The organism is Pseudomonas nitroreducens, assembly GCF_010994165.1.
In the GTDB taxonomy this organism is placed as follows: domain Bacteria; phylum Pseudomonadota; class Gammaproteobacteria; order Pseudomonadales; family Pseudomonadaceae; genus Pseudomonas; species Pseudomonas nitroreducens.
The window spans coordinates 47,738-66,587 of sequence record NZ_WMBX01000001.1 but is presented as its reverse complement, the minus strand read 5'-3'; the positions used below and the strand labels follow the sequence as shown (position 1 = coordinate 66,587).

Annotated in this window: 17 protein-coding genes; 11 read left to right on the top strand and 6 right to left on the bottom strand. The window is 66.0% G+C overall.

What is annotated here, in order from left to right; translation table 11 throughout:
• Positions 1–93: 93 nt before the first annotated feature.
• The 4 genes from GJV37_RS00305 to GJV37_RS00290 form a co-directional block, all read right to left on the bottom strand.
• Positions 94–363: a FeoC-like transcriptional regulator gene (locus tag GJV37_RS00305; protein WP_024762601.1), complete on the bottom strand. Its 270-nt coding sequence runs from the start codon at positions 361–363 to the stop codon at positions 94–96.
• Entirely contained in the window at positions 363–2,657 is a 2,295-nt protein-coding gene (gene feoB, locus GJV37_RS00300) for a Fe(2+) transporter permease subunit FeoB (protein WP_193452065.1), read from the bottom strand. Before feoB ends, GJV37_RS00305 begins: the two co-directional genes overlap by 1 nt.
• A gap of 7 nt (positions 2,658–2,664) precedes the next feature.
• Entirely contained in the window at positions 2,665–2,892 is a 228-nt protein-coding gene (feoA, locus tag GJV37_RS00295; protein WP_024762599.1) for a ferrous iron transporter A, read from the bottom strand.
• A gap of 189 nt (positions 2,893–3,081) precedes the next feature.
• Positions 3,082–3,921 (bottom strand): ATPase, encoded by an 840-nt coding sequence (locus GJV37_RS00290; protein WP_193452064.1) that lies wholly within the window; start codon positions 3,919–3,921, stop codon positions 3,082–3,084.
• 264 nt (positions 3,922–4,185) lie between these two features.
• Here GJV37_RS00290 and GJV37_RS00285 point away from each other — a divergent pair, with 264 nt between their 5' ends.
• Complete coding sequence (locus GJV37_RS00285; protein ID WP_037009468.1) at positions 4,186–4,476, top strand: hypothetical protein; 291 nt, start codon at positions 4,186–4,188, stop codon at positions 4,474–4,476.
• A 29-nt stretch (positions 4,477–4,505) separates the two neighbouring features.
• Here the strand turns inward: GJV37_RS00285 and GJV37_RS00280 are convergent, their stop codons facing one another.
• A complete protein-coding gene (locus tag GJV37_RS00280) occupies positions 4,506–5,495 on the bottom strand; it encodes an NAD-dependent epimerase/dehydratase family protein (protein WP_024762596.1) in 990 nt (329 codons plus the stop codon).
• Between the two features lie 192 nt (positions 5,496–5,687).
• Here GJV37_RS00280 and GJV37_RS00275 point away from each other — a divergent pair, with 192 nt between their 5' ends.
• On the top strand, positions 5,688–6,749 hold the full coding sequence (locus tag GJV37_RS00275; RefSeq protein WP_193452063.1) for a saccharopine dehydrogenase family protein: 1,062 nt from the start codon (positions 5,688–5,690) through the stop codon (positions 6,747–6,749).
• Here GJV37_RS00275 and GJV37_RS00270 read toward each other — a convergent pair.
• Positions 6,736–7,641 (bottom strand): LysR family transcriptional regulator ArgP, encoded by a 906-nt coding sequence (locus tag GJV37_RS00270; RefSeq protein ID WP_170859790.1) that lies wholly within the window; start codon positions 7,639–7,641, stop codon positions 6,736–6,738. The genes GJV37_RS00275 and GJV37_RS00270 overlap by 14 nt on opposite strands.
• A gap of 92 nt (positions 7,642–7,733) precedes the next feature.
• Between GJV37_RS00270 and GJV37_RS00265 the strand changes: the two genes are divergently transcribed.
• The 9 genes from GJV37_RS00265 to GJV37_RS00225 all read left to right on the top strand — a co-directional run bounded on the left by GJV37_RS00265 (position 7,734) and on the right by GJV37_RS00225 (position 18,797).
• Entirely contained in the window at positions 7,734–8,063 is a 330-nt protein-coding gene (locus GJV37_RS00265) for an ACT domain-containing protein (protein WP_170859791.1), read from the top strand.
• A 3-nt stretch (positions 8,064–8,066) separates the two neighbouring features.
• Positions 8,067–8,669 carry a LysE/ArgO family amino acid transporter gene (locus GJV37_RS00260; RefSeq protein ID WP_037009461.1) on the top strand — a complete coding sequence of 201 codons (603 nt, stop codon included), beginning with the start codon at positions 8,067–8,069 and terminating at the stop codon, positions 8,667–8,669.
• Between the two features lie 322 nt (positions 8,670–8,991).
• Positions 8,992–9,573: a superoxide dismutase [Fe] gene (gene sodB, locus GJV37_RS00255; RefSeq protein ID WP_024762591.1), complete on the top strand. Its 582-nt coding sequence runs from the start codon at positions 8,992–8,994 to the stop codon at positions 9,571–9,573.
• A gap of 194 nt (positions 9,574–9,767) precedes the next feature.
• On the top strand, positions 9,768–11,849 hold the full coding sequence (locus tag GJV37_RS00250; protein ID WP_024762590.1) for a putative bifunctional diguanylate cyclase/phosphodiesterase: 2,082 nt from the start codon (positions 9,768–9,770) through the stop codon (positions 11,847–11,849).
• A 281-nt stretch (positions 11,850–12,130) separates the two neighbouring features.
• Positions 12,131–13,468, top strand: coding sequence for an imelysin family protein (locus GJV37_RS00245; RefSeq protein WP_024762589.1), 1,338 nt, complete (start codon positions 12,131–12,133; stop codon positions 13,466–13,468).
• 191 nt (positions 13,469–13,659) lie between these two features.
• Positions 13,660–15,084 (top strand): di-heme oxidoreductase family protein, encoded by a 1,425-nt coding sequence (locus GJV37_RS00240; RefSeq protein WP_170859808.1) that lies wholly within the window; start codon positions 13,660–13,662, stop codon positions 15,082–15,084.
• A 15-nt stretch (positions 15,085–15,099) separates the two neighbouring features.
• Entirely contained in the window at positions 15,100–16,161 is a 1,062-nt protein-coding gene (locus tag GJV37_RS00235; RefSeq protein WP_193452062.1) for an imelysin family protein, read from the top strand.
• A gap of 152 nt (positions 16,162–16,313) precedes the next feature.
• Positions 16,314–17,408, top strand: coding sequence for a DUF1513 domain-containing protein (locus GJV37_RS00230; protein ID WP_193452061.1), 1,095 nt, complete (start codon positions 16,314–16,316; stop codon positions 17,406–17,408).
• Between the two features lie 270 nt (positions 17,409–17,678).
• Positions 17,679–18,797 (top strand): efflux RND transporter periplasmic adaptor subunit, encoded by a 1,119-nt coding sequence (locus tag GJV37_RS00225; RefSeq protein ID WP_170859794.1) that lies wholly within the window; start codon positions 17,679–17,681, stop codon positions 18,795–18,797.
• The last annotated feature ends 53 nt before the right edge of the window (positions 18,798–18,850 follow it).

The following is an 18,850-nucleotide window of genomic DNA, read 5'->3' as shown; positions in this document are numbered from 1 at the left end:
CCCGTTTTCCATGCCGGTGCCAATTCGTAGGGCGGATAAGGCCTCAGGCGTTATCCGCCATTGCGGCGTATAACCCGTTCCGGGTTATACGCCCTACACAGAGCTCCAGCGCAGTGGCGCAACAGTGTTTCTCGACGACAACCGATACCCTGTCGTCGAGCACGGCGTCGTCTCCGCGCATCCCTTGCAGCTCCCGCAGGCCGCCGGCTCGGACGCGACCTTTTCCACCACGCCCATCGCCAGCAAGCGCTCCAGCAGGGCTTCGAGCAGAGCCTTCGAAGCGCCGAGGCGTTGAGCCAGAGTCGGCACATCCGCCTCGCCCATCTCACCCAGCAGGTTACGCACTGCGATTGCCGAGGTCATCAGTGGCAGCTCCCGGCCGGAGTGGCGCGCAGTTCACGCTCGCCATTCAGTTCCAGGCCGCGCCGACCGACCCAGCGCAGGATGAGGAACAGCACCAGGTTTAACACCAGCACCAGGCCGATGGCCACCGCGCTGTACTGCGGATGCTCGGCAAAGCTGAACACCTGGTAGCAGAGGGTTGCCAGCGAGTAGGCGACGTTCAGGCCCCAGAGCACCGAGAAGGTCATCCAGCCGCGGCCGCTTTCGCGGGTCAGCGCTCCAAGGGTCGCCACGCAGGGCACGTAGAGCAGCACGAAGACCAGGTAGCTGTAGGCGGCCAACGGACTGCCGAACTTGGCAGCGAAGGTGCCCATGGAGCCCTCTTCCATCTCGCCGTCTGCCATGCTCGCGGCGACCGGGTTGGCCAACACGCTGAGGCTAAACGAGTCGCGCAGGCTGTCCAGCGTATCCGCCCCGGCCTGCTTCAACTGGGCCCAGAGGTCGTAGCCGTCGGCGTCGAACGCTTCGCCCTGGATGTGCTCGGCGGTGTAGAGCGTGTTGAGTGTTCCGACCACCACTTCCTTGGCCAGCGCGCCGGTGACCAGGCCAACGGTGGCCTGCCAGTTGTCCGGGTGCACGCCCATGGGCGCCAGCAGCGGCGTGACCTTGTGGCTGAGACTCGACAGCGCCGAGTCGGCGATGTCGCCCTGCACCGGGCGGCCATCGAGGGTGACGCTGTTCAGCCCGCCGATCACCAGGCTGACCAGGATGATCACGGTGCCGGCGCGGACGATGAAGGCACGCAGGCGCGTCCAGGTCTGCAGCAGCAGGCTGCGCAGGTGCGGCACGTGGTAAAGCGGTAGTTCCATGACGAAGGGCGAGGCCTCGCCGCGCATCAGCGTGTGCTTGAGCAGCAGCCCGGTAAGAACCGCCACGACGATTCCCAGCAGGTACAGCGAGAAGATCGCCAGCGCACCGTTCTGGCCGAAGAAGGCCGCGGCGAATACCGCGAAGATCGCCAGCCGCGCGCCGCAGGACATGAACGGCGCCATCATCGAAGTCATCAGGCGTTCGCGCGGGTTATCCAGGGTGCGGGTGCCCATGATCGACGGCACGTTGCAGCCGAAACCGACGATCAGTGGCACGAAGGATTTGCCCGGCAGGCCGAGGGCCTGCATCAGGCGGTCCATGACGAAGGCCGCGCGAGCCATGTAGCCGGAGTCTTCCAGCAGGGCGAGGAACAGGTACATCAGGCCGATCTGCGGGATCAGCGGCAGCACCGCGTTGATGCCACCGCCCAGGCCCTGGGCCAGCAGCGCGGTCAACCAGTCCGGTGCGCCGCTGCGCGCGCCCAGCCACTGGATGCCGTCGATGAACAGCGCCGAGGAGCCCTGGTCGAAGATCGGCTGCAGCGCCCCGCCCAGAGTGATGGCGAAAAAGAACATCAGGTACATCACCAAGAGGAACACCGGGATGCCCAGCCAGCGGTTCAGCGCGATGCTGTCCAGCATCTGGGTCAAGCGATGCGGCGCGGCCTCACGGTGGTTGCTGGCGCGCTCGCAGAGTTCGCCGATCAGCCGGTAGCGCGCGTCCACCAGCAGCAGTTCCGGGTCCTCTCCACAGGCGCAACGAATCGCGTCACGCGCGGCCAGCAGGCTCGTCGGGTCGAGCTTGAGCTGGCTGGCACTGTGCAAGTCGCCTTCCAGCGCCAGCAGGGCCATCCAGGTGTGGGCCGGCGGTGCGTCGGCCGGTAGCAGTTGAGTGACGGCGTCCCGCAGCGCGGCGGGATACGGCACCTGCAGCGGTTGCTGTACACCCAGGCTGTCGATGGCCTCCTTCAGTGCGTCGATGCCTTCGCCGCGAGTCGACACCAGCGGCACCACCGGGCAGCCCAATTCCCGCGCCAGCGCCTCGCGGTCGATGTTCAGGCCCTGGGTACGGGCGATGTCGAGCATGTTCAGCGCCACCACGCAGGGCAGCCCCATCTCGCGCAGCTGCACGGTGAGGTAGAGGTTGCGTTCGAGGTTGGTGGCGTCCACCACGTTGACCAGCACATCCACCTCGCCATCGACGATGCAGCGCCGGGCGATCTGCTCGTCCAGCGAGGCCTGGGTCGACAAGGTGGTCAGCGAATAGGTGCCGGGGAGGTCCACCAGGCGCACGCTGTGCCGCGCGGTGCGAAAGCTGCCTTCCTTGCGTTCGACGGTCACCCCGGCCCAGTTGCCCACGCGCTGGCGCGAGCCGGTGAGCTGGTTGAACAGGGTGGTCTTGCCCGCGTTGGGGTTACCGATCAAACCGATGCGCAGTTCATCCATGGGTCGATCAGTCCTGCGCTTCGAGCTGGAGGAAGGCCAGATCGCGGCGGCGCAGGACCAGGCTGCACTGGCGGGTATCCACCTGCACCGGATCGCCCAGCGGCGCCACGCGGCGAACCTTCAGCTCGGCACCTGGCAGCAGCCCCATGGAGAACAGACGCTGGCGGAAGGCGGCGCCGATCCCGGGCCGGTACCCCGCGATGCGATACCGGCGTTGCGCTTGAAGATCGTGCATGGAAAGCCTCCGGGCGAATGATCGAACAAGGGGAGAATCAGAATAACTCTCATTTGTTAGCGATTATTCGCTTCGAAGCCCGGCCTGAAACTGATTCAAGACAAGAATTGCCGTGACTACTCCCAAAGAGGGATGGCCAATGAAAAGCCCCCGGACCGTTCGGTGCGGGGGCCTTTTTCAGACCGCGGTTCAGCGCGTGCTGATCTGCTGCTGGAGGTTCTGCATCTGCTGCTGCAGGGTGTTGATGTTGCGCATCACCTGGATGCGGAATACATCGAACTCCTTGGTATCGCTGTTGGCCTGGCCCTGGCGGCCATCGACTTCGGAGCGCAGCACGAAAAGGTCGTCCTGCAGGCTCTTGATCGCCTTGGACTGGCTACCGTCCTTCTTCAGGTTGGCGATTTCCGTGTTGAGCGCCTGGATCTGCTGGTTGGCGGCGGCGAGGTCGGCCTGCACGTTCTTGAACTTGGCCTGCTCGTCGGAAATGGTCTTGAGCTTGGCGTCCAGCTGGGCCATCAGTTGCGCGGCACTTTCCTGTTGCGCCTTGAGGTCGTCGCTGATCTGCGCCAGGCGCTTGCCCTGGGCGCCGTCGAATTCCGACAGGGAAATCTGCTGCGCCTTGGCCTGCTCGGCCAGGCGGCCCTGCAGTTGCTTGACCTGCAGCTTCAGCGCTTCGCGGTCGCTCATGCCATTGGATTCGTTGGCGACGAACTTGCCGCGGATGTCGTCCAGGCGCCCGGCGGCCTCCTCGCTGATCTTGGCGAAGCTTTCCTGGGTGGCGATCAGTTGCTGCTCCATGAGCAGCAGTTGCTGGTGGCTCCACCAGCCCACACCGGCCAGGGCGATGGCCATGGCTGCGACCAGCGCCCACAGCGCACCGGTCCCGCCGCCACGTTTCACCGGCGAGGGCAGCGGACGTCCGCTGGGCTCGACCACACGGCGCGGGTGATGGCCGAATTCGTCGCGGTCGGCGGCGTCGGTGGAAAGGTGGGGCACATCATCGAATTCGTCGAACGTGTCATTACGCATGGAATGAACCTGTGGGGATGAAGCGGCGTGTTGCCTGCGCAGGGCGCAGTATATCCGTTCGCATGACTCTGAGAGCAGCCTGGGAGCAGCGTGCCATCACAGGGCGTCACGCACCTCGTCGGCGCACAGAAGACCCGTGACGGAGGGCGCAGTTCCCCAGGCGACCCGCCAATAGTGGCTTTGCAACATCGTGGCACGCCCCTTGCTCCTGCTCCCGATACTTGGCGCCGCTTTGGCGCCCTTCGCGGGGGAGGAAGTCGGGTGATCGAACTCAACAAGGCCATCCTGGATTGCATGCGCGAATTGCGCCGCCGTCTGCGTGAAGAACAGGCGCTGGAGATCCAGTACCAGCAGAGCGATGCCATCGAGCGAATGCTGCGCGCCTGTGCCGATTCCAGTTGCGAGGAGACCCGCCAGTTGGGCGAGCGCCTCAGCGAGCTGAGCGGCATACAGTTACCGCGCCTGGTGCAGGAGCCGAGCTTCCTGCCAATGCAGGGCGGCGGTGAGCAACAGTATTCCGGCCCACTGCGTGGCGGTGCTCGCGCACCACGCTAGGCAGAGAAGGCTCTCGCAGGAGCGCGCCTCTACATGCCGCGCAACCGCCACCAGTCACAGAACTCGTCCAGCGCATCCCACAGGCTGTTCTGCGGGTCGTAGTCGAGGTACTGGCGCGCACGGGAGATATCCAGGGAGAAGTCCTTGGCCATCACCGCCATGCCCAGGCGATGCAGGGTCGGCTCCGGGCGACCGGGCAGGACCTTGCACACGCCCTCGTTGATCAGCGCCAGGTTGTACGCCAACCCGTAGGGCATGTGCCGCTCCACCGGCTGCATGTCCAGTCGGCGCAGCACGTAGTTCACCACGTCCCACAACGGCAGCGGCTGCCCGTTGCTGATGTTGTAGGCCTGGCCGAGCGCCGCGTCGCCGGCCATCAGGCTGGAGAACAACGCGTCGTTGAGGTTCTGGATGCTGGTGAAGTCCACCTTGTTCAGGCCCTGGCCGATGATGCGCAGGCGGCCCTTGCGGTGCGCGGCGATCATCCGCGGGAAAATGCTGGTGTCGCCGGCCCCGGTGACGAAGCGCGGGCGCAGCGCCAGCACTTCCAGGCCGAACTCCTGGGCGCCGAGGGCGACCAGTTCCGACTGATACTTGGTCGAGCCGTAATGGTTGGCGAAGCGCTTGGGCACCTGTTCTTCATTGATGCCGACATGGGACTGGCCGTCGAAATAGATCGATGGCGAGGACAGGTGCACCAAACGGCGGACCTTCTGCTTCAGGCACGCCTCGACGATGGCCTCGGTCATCACCACGTTGGCCTGGTGGAAGTACTCGTGGCTGCCCCACACACCGACCGCACCAGCGCAATGCACCACGGCGTCGACGTCGCTGCACAGCGCGCGCACCAGCGCCGGGTCCGACAGGTCGCCGGCCATGAACTCCGCGCCACGCGCCACCAGCGGCTGCAGCGCTTCCTCGCGGCGTCCGTTCACCCGTACCGCCAGCCCCTGCTCCAGGGCGAAGCGAGCGAAACGCCCGCCAATGAACCCGCTGGCTCCGGTGACCAGAATCTTCATGCACGCCACTCCTGTTTTTGTTTCCGGCGACTCTATCAGCCGCCGCACGCTACCACTCTGGCCTTGCACGCCAGAAACGAATCCTTGCAGACCGCCGCGAGCCGGCAGGGTTGCACGACTTGAGATCGGCGACATGCCGGGGGTAGTTGCGACTACCCTTGAGGCACTCACGCGTATCCACGAGGCCACATCATGAGCAAGTCCCACTGGATGATCTACGGCGCCAACGGCTACACCGGCCGGCTGGTGGCCGAGCAGGCGCAACGCGAAGGCCTGACGCCGATCCTCGGCGGCCGCAACCCGGCCAGCCTGCATGCGCTGGGCAGTTCGCTGGGACTGGAGTGCCGGGTGTTCGACCTGAACGACAGCGCCGCCGCCCTGGCTGCGCTGGAAGATATCGCCGTGGTCGCCAACTGCGCGGGCCCCTTCTCCGCCACCGCCGCGCCGATGATCGAAGCGTGCATCGCCAGCGGCGCCCATTACGTCGACATCACCGGGGAGATATCCGTCTTCGAATACGCCCACGGCCTCGACGAAGTGGCGCGCACGGCAGGCGTGGCGATCTGCCCCGGCGTCGGCTTCGACGTGATCCCCACCGACTGCGTCGCCGCCTGCCTCAAGGAAGCCATGCCCGACGCCACATCCCTGGCGCTGGGCTTCGACAGCGGCAGCGGCCTTTCGCCGGGTACCGCCAAGACCACCGTCGAAGGCCTCAAGCTGGGCGGCAAGGTGCGCGAAGCCGGCCGCCTGCGCGACGTGCCGTTGGGCTACAAGCGCCGCGACATCGACTTCGGCCGCGGCCTCAAGCATGCCGTGACCATTCCCTGGGGCGACGTGGCGACAGCCTATTACTCCACCGGCATCGGCGACATCGAGGTGTACCTGCCGGTGCCGCCCGCCGCCGCCATCGGCATGCGCGTGATGGACAGCTTGCGCCCACTGCTGGGCCGCGACCGCGTGCAGAACTGGCTCAAGGAGCAGGTGGACAAGCGCGTCCACGGCCCGGACGAAGTGGCGCGCGGCAAGCTGCGCACCTGGGTCTGGGGCGAAGTGCGCAATGCCCGTGGCGAACGCTGCACGGCGCGCCTGGAAACGGCCAACGGCTATGACGTGACCATCCACGGCGTGCTCTTCGCGGTGCGCCATCTGCTGGCCAATCCCACCAGCGTCGGCTACTTCACACCGTCGAAGCTCTTCGGCGCGCGCTGCATCGAGCAGTTGCCGGGCAGCGGCAGCATCGTCATTCGCGGCTGATCGGCACCATCAGCCCCGGCGCCTTCGCCAGCAGGTGCCGGGTCAGCGCGGCGAGCAGTTCGCCGCCGTTGCGCCAGTGGTGCCAGTAAAGCGGAACGTCGATCACCCGCCCCGGCAGCATGTCCACCAGCTCACCGCGTTCCAGCTCGCCGCGCACCTGCTGCTCGGGCACCAGGCCCCAGCCGAGACCGCCGCTGGTCATGCGCACGAAGCCCTCGGAAGACGGGCACAGGTGGTAGCTGAAGTGACCATCGACGCCCAGGTCCTTCAGGTAGCGGTGCTGCAGTTGATCGTCCGGCCCGTAGACGATGGCCGGGGCGCGCACCAGCCCTTCGGGCTTCACTCCCTTGGGAAAATGCCGGGCAATGAATTCCGGGCTGGCCAGCCCGCGATAGCGCATGGCGCCCAATGCCTCGCAGCGCCCGCCGGCCACCGGGCGCGGGCTGGCACAGACACAACCGGCCACCTCGCCGGCGCGCATGCGCTTGAGGCCGACTTCCTGGTCCTCGACGACAAGGTCCAGCAACACATGGCGCTCGCCACAGAAGTCCCCGACCGCCTGCGCCCACCAGGTCGCCAGGCTGTCGGCGTTCAGCGCCAGGCGCAGGCGCTCGGGCGCAGCGCCGTCGTCCAGCGCAGGCACCGATTGCTGCAGGTCGCCCTCCAGCAGGCGCACCTGCTGCACATGGTTGAGCAGGCGCTGGCCGAGATCGGTCGGCTGCGGCCGCGCCGCGCGCACCAGCACCGGCTGGCCGACCCGCGCCTCGAGCAGCTTGATGCGCTGGGAAATCGCCGACTGCGACAGCCCCAGCACCTGGGCGCCGCGCTCGAAACCACCCTGTTCCACCACGGCGGCCAGGGCGGCAAGCAGCTTGTAGTCGAACATGATCATTTTTCCTAATGAGATATCAGCAGTATTGGTTTTTCTTATACCCGCGAAAGCCAGACAATCGCCAGCACTCCCTACTCGACGGACTGATCCTCATGGCTGGCGAAACCTCCCTGGCCGCGCTGCTGCGCGACATGACCCCGGTGCTCAATGACGGCGAATACGTCTACTGCACCTTGCCCGAGGGCCAAATACCCGCCGGCCTGCAGCCGCTGGGCAGCTTCCGTGAAAGCGAAGGGTTGACGCTGATTTTGCCCCGCGCCGAGGCAGAACAGGCCGGGCTGGCCTTCGACTACGTCGCCGCGTGGCTGACCCTCGAAGTGCACTCGGCATTGCAGGCGGTGGGCCTCACCGTCGCCCACGCCGACGGCCCGCGCGCGCTGGACGTCTTGCACGCGCTCACGCTCGACCCGGAAGGGATCTGAATCATGTGGCAGAGCTATCTCAACGGCATCCTGGTCGCCGCCGGGCTGATCATCGCCATCGGCGCGCAGAACGCCTTCGTCCTCGCCCAGAGCCTGCGCCGCGAGCATCACCTGTCGGTCGCCGCGCTGTGCGTGGCCTGTGACGCCATCCTGGTCAGCGCCGGGGTGTTCGGCCTGGCGAAGATCCTCGCCGAGAACCCGACACTGCTGGCCATCGCCCGCTGGGGCGGTGTCACCTTCCTGGTCTGGTACGGCCTCAAGGCGCTGCGTCGTGCAGTCGCACCCGAGGCCATGGCCAACGCCGGAGAAACCGGCCCGCGCTCGCGCCGCACCGTGCTGATGGCCGCGCTGGCGGTTACCCTGCTCAATCCCCACGTCTACCTCGACACTGTGCTGCTGATCGGTTCACTCGGCGCCCAGCAGGCCGCCCCCGGCGCCTACGCCATGGGCGCGGCCAGCGCATCCCTGCTGTGGTTCTTCACCCTGGCCTTCGGTGCCGCCTGGCTCGCGCCCTGGCTGGCGCGCCCTGCCACCTGGCGCCTGGTGGACCTGATGGTCGCCGTGATGATGCTGGGCATGGCCGCGCAACTGGTGTTTGCCGCCTGATCCCAGCACTTCGCGGGAAAATAGTCCGAACGACGATCCGCCATCCCGGTCAGTCTAAGGTGGAGTGATTGCACGCAGCCCGCGACCTTGGGCCTTTGCCCCTACAGTTGCTGCGTGGATATGCCACAGGTCGGGTGCTATGATCCGACCTTCGCGGCGCCGGCGGGCTCTGAGCCTTCCGGACGCAACTGGCGCGCTGCCTGCCTCTTGATGGGGCGCATTGCAGCTACGCCCGGATGCCGCGACAAACATCGAACCGGCCCCGTGTACCGGTCGCGCGCTCGTCGCGCTAGCCCAGACTGAGTGAGATAGGAGAGAGACCATGGCTTTCGAATTGCCGCCGCTGCCTTACGCGAAGAACGCCCTTGAGCCGCACATTTCCGCGGAAACCCTGGAATACCACCACGACAAGCACCACAACACCTACGTCGTGAACCTGAACAACCTGGTTCCGGGTACCGAGTTCGAAGGCAAGAGCCTGGAAGACATCGTCAAGACCTCGTCGGGCGGCATCTTCAACAACGCAGCCCAGGTGTGGAACCACACCTTCTACTGGAACTGCCTGAGCCCCAACGGCGGTGGCCAGCCCACCGGCGCCCTGGCTGACGCCATCAACGCTGCCTTCGGTTCCTTCGACAAGTTCAAGGAAGAGTTCAGCAAGACCTCCATCGGCACCTTCGGCTCCGGCTGGGGTTGGCTGGTGAAGAAAGCCGACGGTTCCCTGGCCCTGGCCAGCACCATCGGCGCCGGCTGCCCGCTGACCAGCGGCGACACCCCGCTGCTGACCTGCGACGTCTGGGAACACGCCTACTACATCGACTACCGCAACCTGCGTCCGAAGTACGTCGAGGCATTCTGGAACCTGGTCAACTGGGATTTCGTGGCCGAGCAGTTCGCTGCTTGATCGCACCCCGATTGATCTGAAAAAACCCGGCCCCGTGCCGGGTTTTTTCGTAATGGGCGCGTAACGCCTTCGTGTCGGCTAACCTGAAAGGCCGGTACAGTCACGAAACACAACGATGGCCCTTTGACGCCATTGCGCCAATTGCCAATACTCAGCCCCAGTCGTTCGCCCCTGGCGAGAAACAAGGAAAGACCTTGAAACTGGATCCCCGGCACAGCCTCTCCCTCAAGCTGCTGCGAATGGTATTGCTCGCGGCCCTCGTGGTCGGGGTGGTACTCAGCTGTGCCCAGATCGTCTATGACGCCCACAAGGCGCGCCAGAACGTACACAACGACGCCCAGCGCATCCTGGCGATGGTCCGCGACCCTTCCACCCAGGCCGTCTACAGCCTGGACCGCGACATGGCGATGCAGGTCCTCGAAGGCCTGTTCCAGCACGAAGCCGTGCGCTATGCCGCCATCGGCCACCCGGACGAACCCATGCTGGCGGAAAAATCCCGCCCGCTGCTGGACTCCAATACCCGCTGGCTGACCGACCCGATCCTCGGCGCCGAGCAGAACTACTCCATCCGCCTCGCCGGCCGGGGCGGCTCCAACGAATACTACGGCGACCTGAAGATCACCCTCGACACCGCGCCCTACGGCAACGATTTCGTCGCCACTTCGGTGATCATCTTCATCTCCGGCATCCTCCGCGCCATGGCCCTGAGCCTGGTGCTGTTCATGGTCTACCACTGGCTGCTGACCAAGCCGCTGTCGAAGATCATCGAGCACCTGGCCTCGATCAACCCGGACCGCCCCAGCCAGCATAAGCTGCCGATGCCCGACGGCCATGAGAAGGACGAACTGGGCCTGTGGGTGAATACCGCCAACCAGTTGCTGGCCTCCATCGAGCGCAACGGCCACCTGCGCCGCGAGGCCGAAGACAGCCTGCTGCGCATCTCCCAGTACGACTTCCTCACCGGCCTGCCCAACCGCAAGCTGCTGCAACAGCGCCTGGACCAGATCCTCGAAGGCGCCTCGCGCCTGCAGCGCCGTGTCGCCGTGCTCTGCTTGGGCCTGGATGACTTCAAGGGCATCAACGAGCAGTACAGCTACCAGTTCGGTGACCAGTTGTTGATCGCCCTCGCCGACCGCCTGCGCACCCGCAGCGCGCACCTCGGCGCCCTGGCGCGGCTGGGTGGAGACCAGTTCGCCCTGGTCCAGGCCGACATCGAGCAGCCCTACGAAGCAGCGGAGCTCGCCCAGCAGATCCTCGACGACCTCGAAGCGCCCTTCGAGCTGGACCAGCACCTGGTCCACCTGCGCGCCACCATCGGCATCACCCTGTTCCCCGAGGACGGCGAGACCACCGAGAAGCTGCTGCAGAAAGCCGAACAGACCATGACCCTGGCCAAGAGCCGCTCGCGCAACCGCTACCAGTTCTACATCGCCAGCGTCGACAGTGAGATGCGCCGCCGCCGCGAACTGGAGAAGGACCTGCGCGAAGCCCTGGCGCGCAACGAACTGCACCTCGTGTACCAGCCGCAGGTGGATTACCGCGATCACCGCGTGGTCGGCGTCGAGGCGCTGCTGCGCTGGCAGCATCCGACCCAGGGCTGGGTCGCGCCGGACCTGTTCATCCCGCTGGCGGAACAGAACGGCAGCATCTTCAGCATCGGCGAATGGGTGCTCGACCAATCCTGCCGCCAACTGCGCGAGTGGCACGACCAGGGCTTCGACGACCTGCGCCTGGCAGTCAACCTGTCCACCGTGCAGTTGCGCCACAACGCCCTGCCGCGCGTGGTCAGCAACCTGTTGCAGATGCACCGCCTGCCGCCGCGCTCGCTGGAACTGGAGGTCACCGAGACCGGCCTGATGGAGGACATCTCCACTGCCGCCCAGCACCTGCTCAGCCTGCGCCGTGCCGGCGCCCTGATCGCCATCGACGACTTCGGCACCGGCTACTCCTCGCTGAGCTACCTGAAGAGCCTGCCGCTGGACAAGATCAAGATCGACAAGAGCTTCGTCCAGGACCTGCTGCTGGACGACGACGACGCCACCATCGTTCGCGCCATCATCCAGTTGGGCAAGAGCCTGGGCATGCAGGTGATCGCCGAGGGCGTGGAGACCGTCGAGCAGGAGGCCTACATCATCGCCCAGGGCTGCCACGAAGGTCAGGGCTACCTCTACAGCAAGCCGCTGCCGGCGCGCGAGCTGACCCTCTACCTCAAGCAGGCGCGGCGCCTGGCCGAGGCTGCCGGCGGCAACTCCAACGGTTCCGTCGAACGTCACTGACTCCGCCTTACCGTAGGGCGCACAACGCGGAACGCTTTATCCGGCGGCTGCGCTTCCAATGTCGGTGGATAACGCCAGAGGTGTTTTTCGCCCTACAACGGCCTCCCGCTTAAATCACGTGATACTCCCGCGAGCGGCCGCTCTGGTGGCAACTTACTGGCCCCGCGGCGAATGGCGCCAGCGATCTCTCTTTTCAAAAATGCAAATCTTTCGCATTATGTTGCGGATTTTCTTGCGCAGTCCTTTTTCGTGCGCCTCCTCTCCATGCAAAGGAACCCGTCATGACTCGTATGCCCTGGGCCACTGCCAGCCTGCTCGCCATCGCCATTTCCCTCGCCGGCTGCGGCGATGACAAGAAAGCCGAAGCCCCCGCCGCCGCGCCGGCTGCCAGCACCCAGAGCACTGCCCCGGCAGCGGCTGCCAAGGTCGACGAGGCCGCGGTCAAGGCCGTGGTGAAGAACTACCTGGACATCGCCGAAGCCACCTACGGCGACGCCCTGACCACCGCCAAGGCCCTGCAGACCGCCGTCGACGCGCTGATCGCCAAGCCCAGCGAAGAAACCCTGAAGGCCGCCCGCGAAGCCTGGATCGCTTCCCGCCCGTCCTACTCGCAGAGCGAAGCCTTCCGCTTCGGCAACTCGATCATCGACGACTGGGAAGGCGCGGTTAACGCCTGGCCGCTGGACGAAGGCCTGATCGACTACGTCGCCAAGGACTACCAGCACGCCGAAGGCAACGCCGGCGCCACCGCCAATATCATCGCCAACACCGAGATCCAGGTCGGCGAAGACAAGATCGACGTCAAGGAAATCACCGGCGAGAAGCTCAAGGGCCTGAACGAGCTGGGCGGTTCCGAAGCCAACGTCGCCACCGGCTACCACGCCATCGAATTCCTCCTCTGGGGCCAGGACCTCAACGGCACCAAGCCGGGCGCCGGCGATCGCAAGTACACCGACTACGCCCAGGGCAAGGACTGCACCAATGGTCATTGCGACCGTCGCGCTGCCTACCTGAAGGCCGTCACCGACCTGCTGGTCTCCGACCTGGAAGAAATGCACGGCAACTTCAAGTCCGGCGTCGCCGACAACTACCGCGCCAAGGTCGAGGCCGACACCGCCGAGAACAATCTGCGCAAGATGTTCTTCGGCATGGGCTCCCTGTCCCTCGGCGAGCTGGCCGGCGAGCGCATGAAAGTCGCGCTGGAAGCCAACTCCACCGAAGACGAGCACGACTGCTTCAGCGACAACACCCACAACACCCTGTTCTTCAACGCCAAGTCCATCCGCAACATCTACCTGGGCGAATACAAGCGCACCGACGGCAGCGTCGTGAAGGGCCCGAGCCTGTCCGACCTGGTCGCCAAGGCTGACGCCGCCGCCGATACCGATCTGAAGAATGACCTGGCCAACACCGAAGCCAAGATGCAGGTCATCGTCGACCGTGCCGAGAAGGACGGTGTGCACTTCGACCAGATGATCGCTCCGGAAGACAAGGACGATCAGCAGAAGATCCGCGACGCCATCGCCTCGCTGGTCAAGCAGACCGGCGCCATCGAGAAGGCCGCTACCGCGGTCGGCGTGCAGGACCTGAAGCCGGACAACGCCGATCACCAGTTCTGATCCGCGCGTCCTGAAGTGACTGCGGCTCCAGGCCGCAGCTACTGAAATGGCAAAGGCAAAGCCCCGCACTGCGGGGCTTTGTCGTTTCCGGGCGGCAAACGATGTCGTTCGCAAATACAAATTTTTCATATTTGCATTTGACGCCCCTGATAACATGGCGCGCTGCCATGTCACCGCTCTGGAACCCGTCGATGCTCCACCGCCGTACCGCCCTGCACCTCGTGCCGCTGCTGACTGCCCTCGCCCTTGCCGCGTGCAAGCCGGAGACCTCCCAGCACGCCGTGAGCGAACCTGGCGAAGCGCTTTCCGGCGGCGCCACCACGGTCAAGCAGAGCGACCGCAACGCCTATTCCATGCCCTCGGCCAACCTCACGCCGAGCCGCCGCCTGGACTTCGCCGTGGGCAACAGCTTCTTCCGCAATCCCTGGGTGATCGCGCCGACCACCACCACCGCGCGCGACGGCCTCGGCCCGCTGTTCAACACCAACGCCTGCCAGAACTGCCACATCAAGGACGGCCGCGGCCATCCTCCGGAGTTGAACGACGTCAACGCCGTATCGATGCTGGTACGCCTGTCGATCCCCGCCGGCTCCGCCGACGCCGAAACCATCAAGCGCCTGGGCGTGGTGCCCGAGCCGGTGTACGGCGGCCAGTTCCAGGACTCGGCGATCCCCGGCGTGGCGCCCGAAGGCAAGGTCCGCGTGGAGTACGACGCGGTGCCGGTGACCTTCAAGGACGGCACCGTGGTCGAGTTGCGCAAGCCGAAACTGCGCATCAGCGACCTGGGCTACGGCCCGATGCACGCGGACACGATGTTCTCCGCGCGCATCGCCCCGCCGATGATCGGCCTGGGCCTGCTGGAGTCCATCAGCGAGGCGGACATCCTCGCCAACGCCGAGCAGCAGGCCAAAGGCAGCGATGGCATCCATGGCCGACCGAACCGCGTCTGGGACGATGCCACGCAACAGACCGTCCTCGGCCGCTTCGGCTGGAAGGCCGGGCAGCCCAACGTCGCCCAGCAGAACGCCCACGCCTTCTCCGGCGACATGGGCCTGACCAGCGATCTGCTGCCCAGCGACGACTGCACGGCGGCGCAGACCGACTGCAAGAGCGCCATCGACGGCGGCAAGCCGGAAGTCAGCCAGCACATCTTCAACCAGGTCGCCTTCTACGCCCGCAACCTCGCGGTACCGGCGCGGCGCAAGGTCGACGACCCACAGGTGCTGACCGGCAAGGGGCTGTTCTTCGACACCGGCTGCGCCAGTTGCCACACGCCCAAATTCACCACCGGGCCGAACGCCGCCGAGCCCGAACTGGCCAACCAGGTCATCCGCCCGTACAGCGACCTGCTGCTGCATGACATGGGCGAGGGACTAGCGGACAATCGCCCGGAATTTCTCGCCAGCGGCCGCGATTGGCGCACCGCGCCGTTGTGGGGCATCGGCCTGACCGAAACGGTCAACGGCCACACCCAGTTCCTGCATGACGGCCGCGCCCGCAACCTGCTCGAAGCCGTGCTCTGGCACGGCGGCGAAGCCGAAGCGGCCAAGCAACGCGTACTGAACTTCGACGCCGGGCAGCGCGACGCCCTGCTGGCGTTCCTGAACTCACTCTAAGGAGCCGAGCCCACCATGTTCCGCCCCCGACTTCTGATCACCAGCCTCGCCATCGCCCTGGGCGCCTGCTCGCCCACCGATCCGCAGGCGACCACCAGCGCCACGCTGGCCCAGCAGGTGATCCTGCCGACCTACAGCCGCTGGGTCGACGCCGACCGCGCGCTGGCCGCCAGCGCCCTGGCCTACTGCCAGGGCAAGGAAGACCTGAGCAAGGCCCGCGCCGACTTCATGGCCGCCCAGAAGGCCTGGGCCGAGCTGCAGCCGCTGCTGGTCGGCCCACTGGCCGAAGGCAACCGTTCCTGGCAGGTGCAGTTCTGGCCGGACAAGAAGAACCTCGTGGCGCGCCAGGTCGAGCAACTGCTGAGCAGCGGCAACGCGATTTCCCCGGCGACCCTGGATAAATCCAGCGTCGTGGTCCAGGGCCTGACCGCCTACGAATACATCCTCTACGACGCCAAGATCGACCTGGCCAACGCCGAGACCAAGGCGCGCTACTGCCCGCTGCTGGAAGCCATCGGCAGCCACCAGCAAGCCCTGGCGGAGAACATCCTGGCGCAGTGGAAGCAGGACGGCGGCATGCTCGCCCAGCTCTCCAAGTTCCCCAACGACCGCTACGCTGACGCTCACGAGGCCATCGCCGAACTGCTGCGCGTGCAGGTCACCGCGCTGGACATGCTGAAGAAGAAACTCGGCACCCCGCTGGGTCGCCAGAGCAAGGGCATCCCGCAGCCGTTCCAGGCCGAAGGCTGGCGCAGCGACATGTCGCTGGCGAGCCTGGACTCCAGCCTGACCGGCGCCCAGGCGCTGTGGGACGGCACCGACAAGAAGGGCCTGCGCGCCCTGCTGCCGGCCGAGCAGAAAGAGCTGGCCGGCAAGATCGACGCGGCCTACGCCGACGTTCATGGCAGGCTGAAGGCGATCAACACCCCGCTCAGCGAACTGCTCAAGGACGATGCCGGCATCAAGCAACTGAACGAGCTGTACGACAGCCTCAACGTCGTCCACCGCCTGCATGAAAGCGACCTGGCGAAAGCCCTCGGCGTACAGCTGGGGTTCAACGCCAACGACGGCGACTGATTCGGTCTGCTGCGCGTCGGCCAGGTGTCGTTGGAAAATACGTCGAATTGCTCATTGGCTGGAGCCAACTCCGCATTCGCCGCACCTTTCCGCCTAACCTGGCTCTAGCTCGCAAGACCGATGGAATACGAGAAGTGATAGAGGTGAACGCCATGTTGCGACGTCACGTGATCGGCCTGGGCAGCCTGCTGCTCGGTGCCCTGACCTTCGGCGGCTGGACGCTGTCACGCAAGGGCAAGGAGCCCCTGGTGCTGTCCGCCCGTGACGACGCGGATGGCAAGCACTACGCCGTGGGCTATCGCCTGGACGGCAGCTGCGCCTTCGCCACCGAAGTCGGCCTGCGCTGCCACGACGTGGTGCAGCATCCCGAGCTGCCACTGGCGCTGTTCGTCGCCCGCCGGCCGGGCCGGCAGAGCTACCTGATCGACCTGAACGACGGCCGCCTGCTGCAGACCCTCGACTCGCAGGCCGACCGCCACTTCTACGGCCACGGCGTGTGGCACAAGGACGGCGAATGGCTCTACGCGACGGAGAACGACACCACCGATCCGGGCCGCGGGATGCTCGGTGTGTACCACTTCGACGGTGAACGCCTGAGCCACACCGGCGAGATTTCCACCCACGGCCTCGGCCCGCACCAGGTGTCCTGGATGCCCGATGGCGAAACGCTGGTGGTGGCCAACGGTGGTATCCGTACCGAAGCCGAAAGCCGCGTGGAAATGAACCTCGACGCCATGGAGCCGAGCCTGGTGCTGATGCGCCGCGACGGCTCGCTGATCTCCAAGGAAACCCTGCCGCAGCAGATGAACAGCGTGCGCCACCTGGCCATCGCCGGGGACGGCACCATCGTCGCCGGTCAACAGTATATGGGCGATGCTCACGACCGCGCCGACCTGCTCGCCATCAAGCGCCCCGGCGAGGCCTTCCAGCCCTTCCCGCTGGCCGACGAGCAGCGCCTGGCGATGACCCAGTACACCGCCAGCGTCGCCGTGCACAACGAGCTGCGCCTGGTCGCCCTCACCGCGCCGCGTGGCAACCGCTTCTTCATCTGGGACCTGGACTCCGGCGCCGTGCGCCTGGACGCGCCGCTGCCCGACTGCGCCGGCGTCGGCGCGGTGAAAGACGGCTTCGTCGTCACCTCCGGCCAGGGCCGCTGCCGCATTTACGACTGCCGCCAGGAACGCATCGCCGGCACGCCGCTGGACCTGCCGCCGGCCTTCTGGGACAACCACCTGCACCTGGCTTGATAACGGCCCGCGCGCTGCATCCAGATTTGCACCGATTCAGCGCGCATTTCTCGTAAACCCTTCAGTTTCAGCGGGAAACGTCTTGTAAACGCGGCCCTTTGACTCGCCACCGATTCAGGAATAAGGTGCGCAATTGCGCCCCGCAATGGGGCGTCCCACGTATAGGCTTCAGAGCCTGATCGACATCTGCGCGAACGGAAGGCCGCCCGGCCAATAGTGGGCGAGCGATCGCGCTCGATAGCTGCCAGGCACGTACCAAGGAACAGGAAGATGTTGCGCCGCATGCTGATCATGCTGGGCGTAGTTGCCGTCATCGTTGCGGTGCTCGCCGGCTCGAAATACCTCTCCATCACCCAACAGATCGCCATGTTCTCGGCTCCCCGCCCGCCGGTGAGCGTGAACGCGACCCACGCCGAAGAACGCGACTGGCAGAGCCGCCTGGCAGCCATCGGCACCCTGCGCGCGATCCAGGGCGTGACCCTGACTGCGGAAGTCTCCGGCACTGTGAGCGCCGTGCAGTTCGTCTCCGGCGACAAGGTCAAGGTCGGCCAGCCGGTCGTGCAGTTGGAATCCGACGTCGAGCAGGCCACCCTGCGCACCGCCGAGGCAGACCTGGGGCTGGCCCAGGTCGAGTACGAGCGCGGCAAGAGCCTGGTGGGCCGCCAGGCTATCTCCAAGAGCGAGTACGACCGCCTCGCCGCCCAGCTGAACCGCTCCACCGCCACCGTCGCGCAGCTCAAGGCGGCGCTGGCGAAGAAGCGCATCCTCGCGCCGTTCTCCGGCACCATCGGCATCCGCCAGGTGGACGTGGGCGACTACGTTTCCCCCGGCACCGAGATCGTCACCCTGCAGGACCTTTCCACCCTTCAAGTGGACTTCTTCCTGCCCGAACAGGACTTCCCGCTGCTCAAGCGCGGGCAGAAGGTGGTGGTGCGCGTGGCAGCCTATCCGGGCCAGAGCTTCGACGCGCAGATAGACGCCATCAGCCCGCGCGTGGACAACCAGACGCGCAACCTGCTGGTCCGCGCCAGCATGGCCAACCCGGAGGGCAAGCTGCTGCCGGGGATGTTCGCCAACCTGGAAGTGCAATTGCCCGACAGTGCGCCGCGCGTCGTGGTGCCGGAAACCGCCGTGGCCTTCACCCTGTATGGCAACTCGGTATACGTGGTGGTGCCGCACAAGCCCAAGGACGGAGAGAAAGCCGCAGAGGCCAAGGCCGGAGACGCACCGAGGCTGGAAGTCGAACGCCGCTTCGTGAAGACCGGCGAACGCCGCGAAGGCAACGTGGTGATCCTCGAGGGCCTGAAGGCCGGCGAAGAAGTGGTGACCTCCGGCCAGCTCAAGCTGGACAACGGTACCGCCGTGGCCATCGTCAAGGACCCGCAGTAATCGCATAGCCGGCGCGTCGCTCGATGCTGCGCGCCAACAGACCCCGCCGTCAT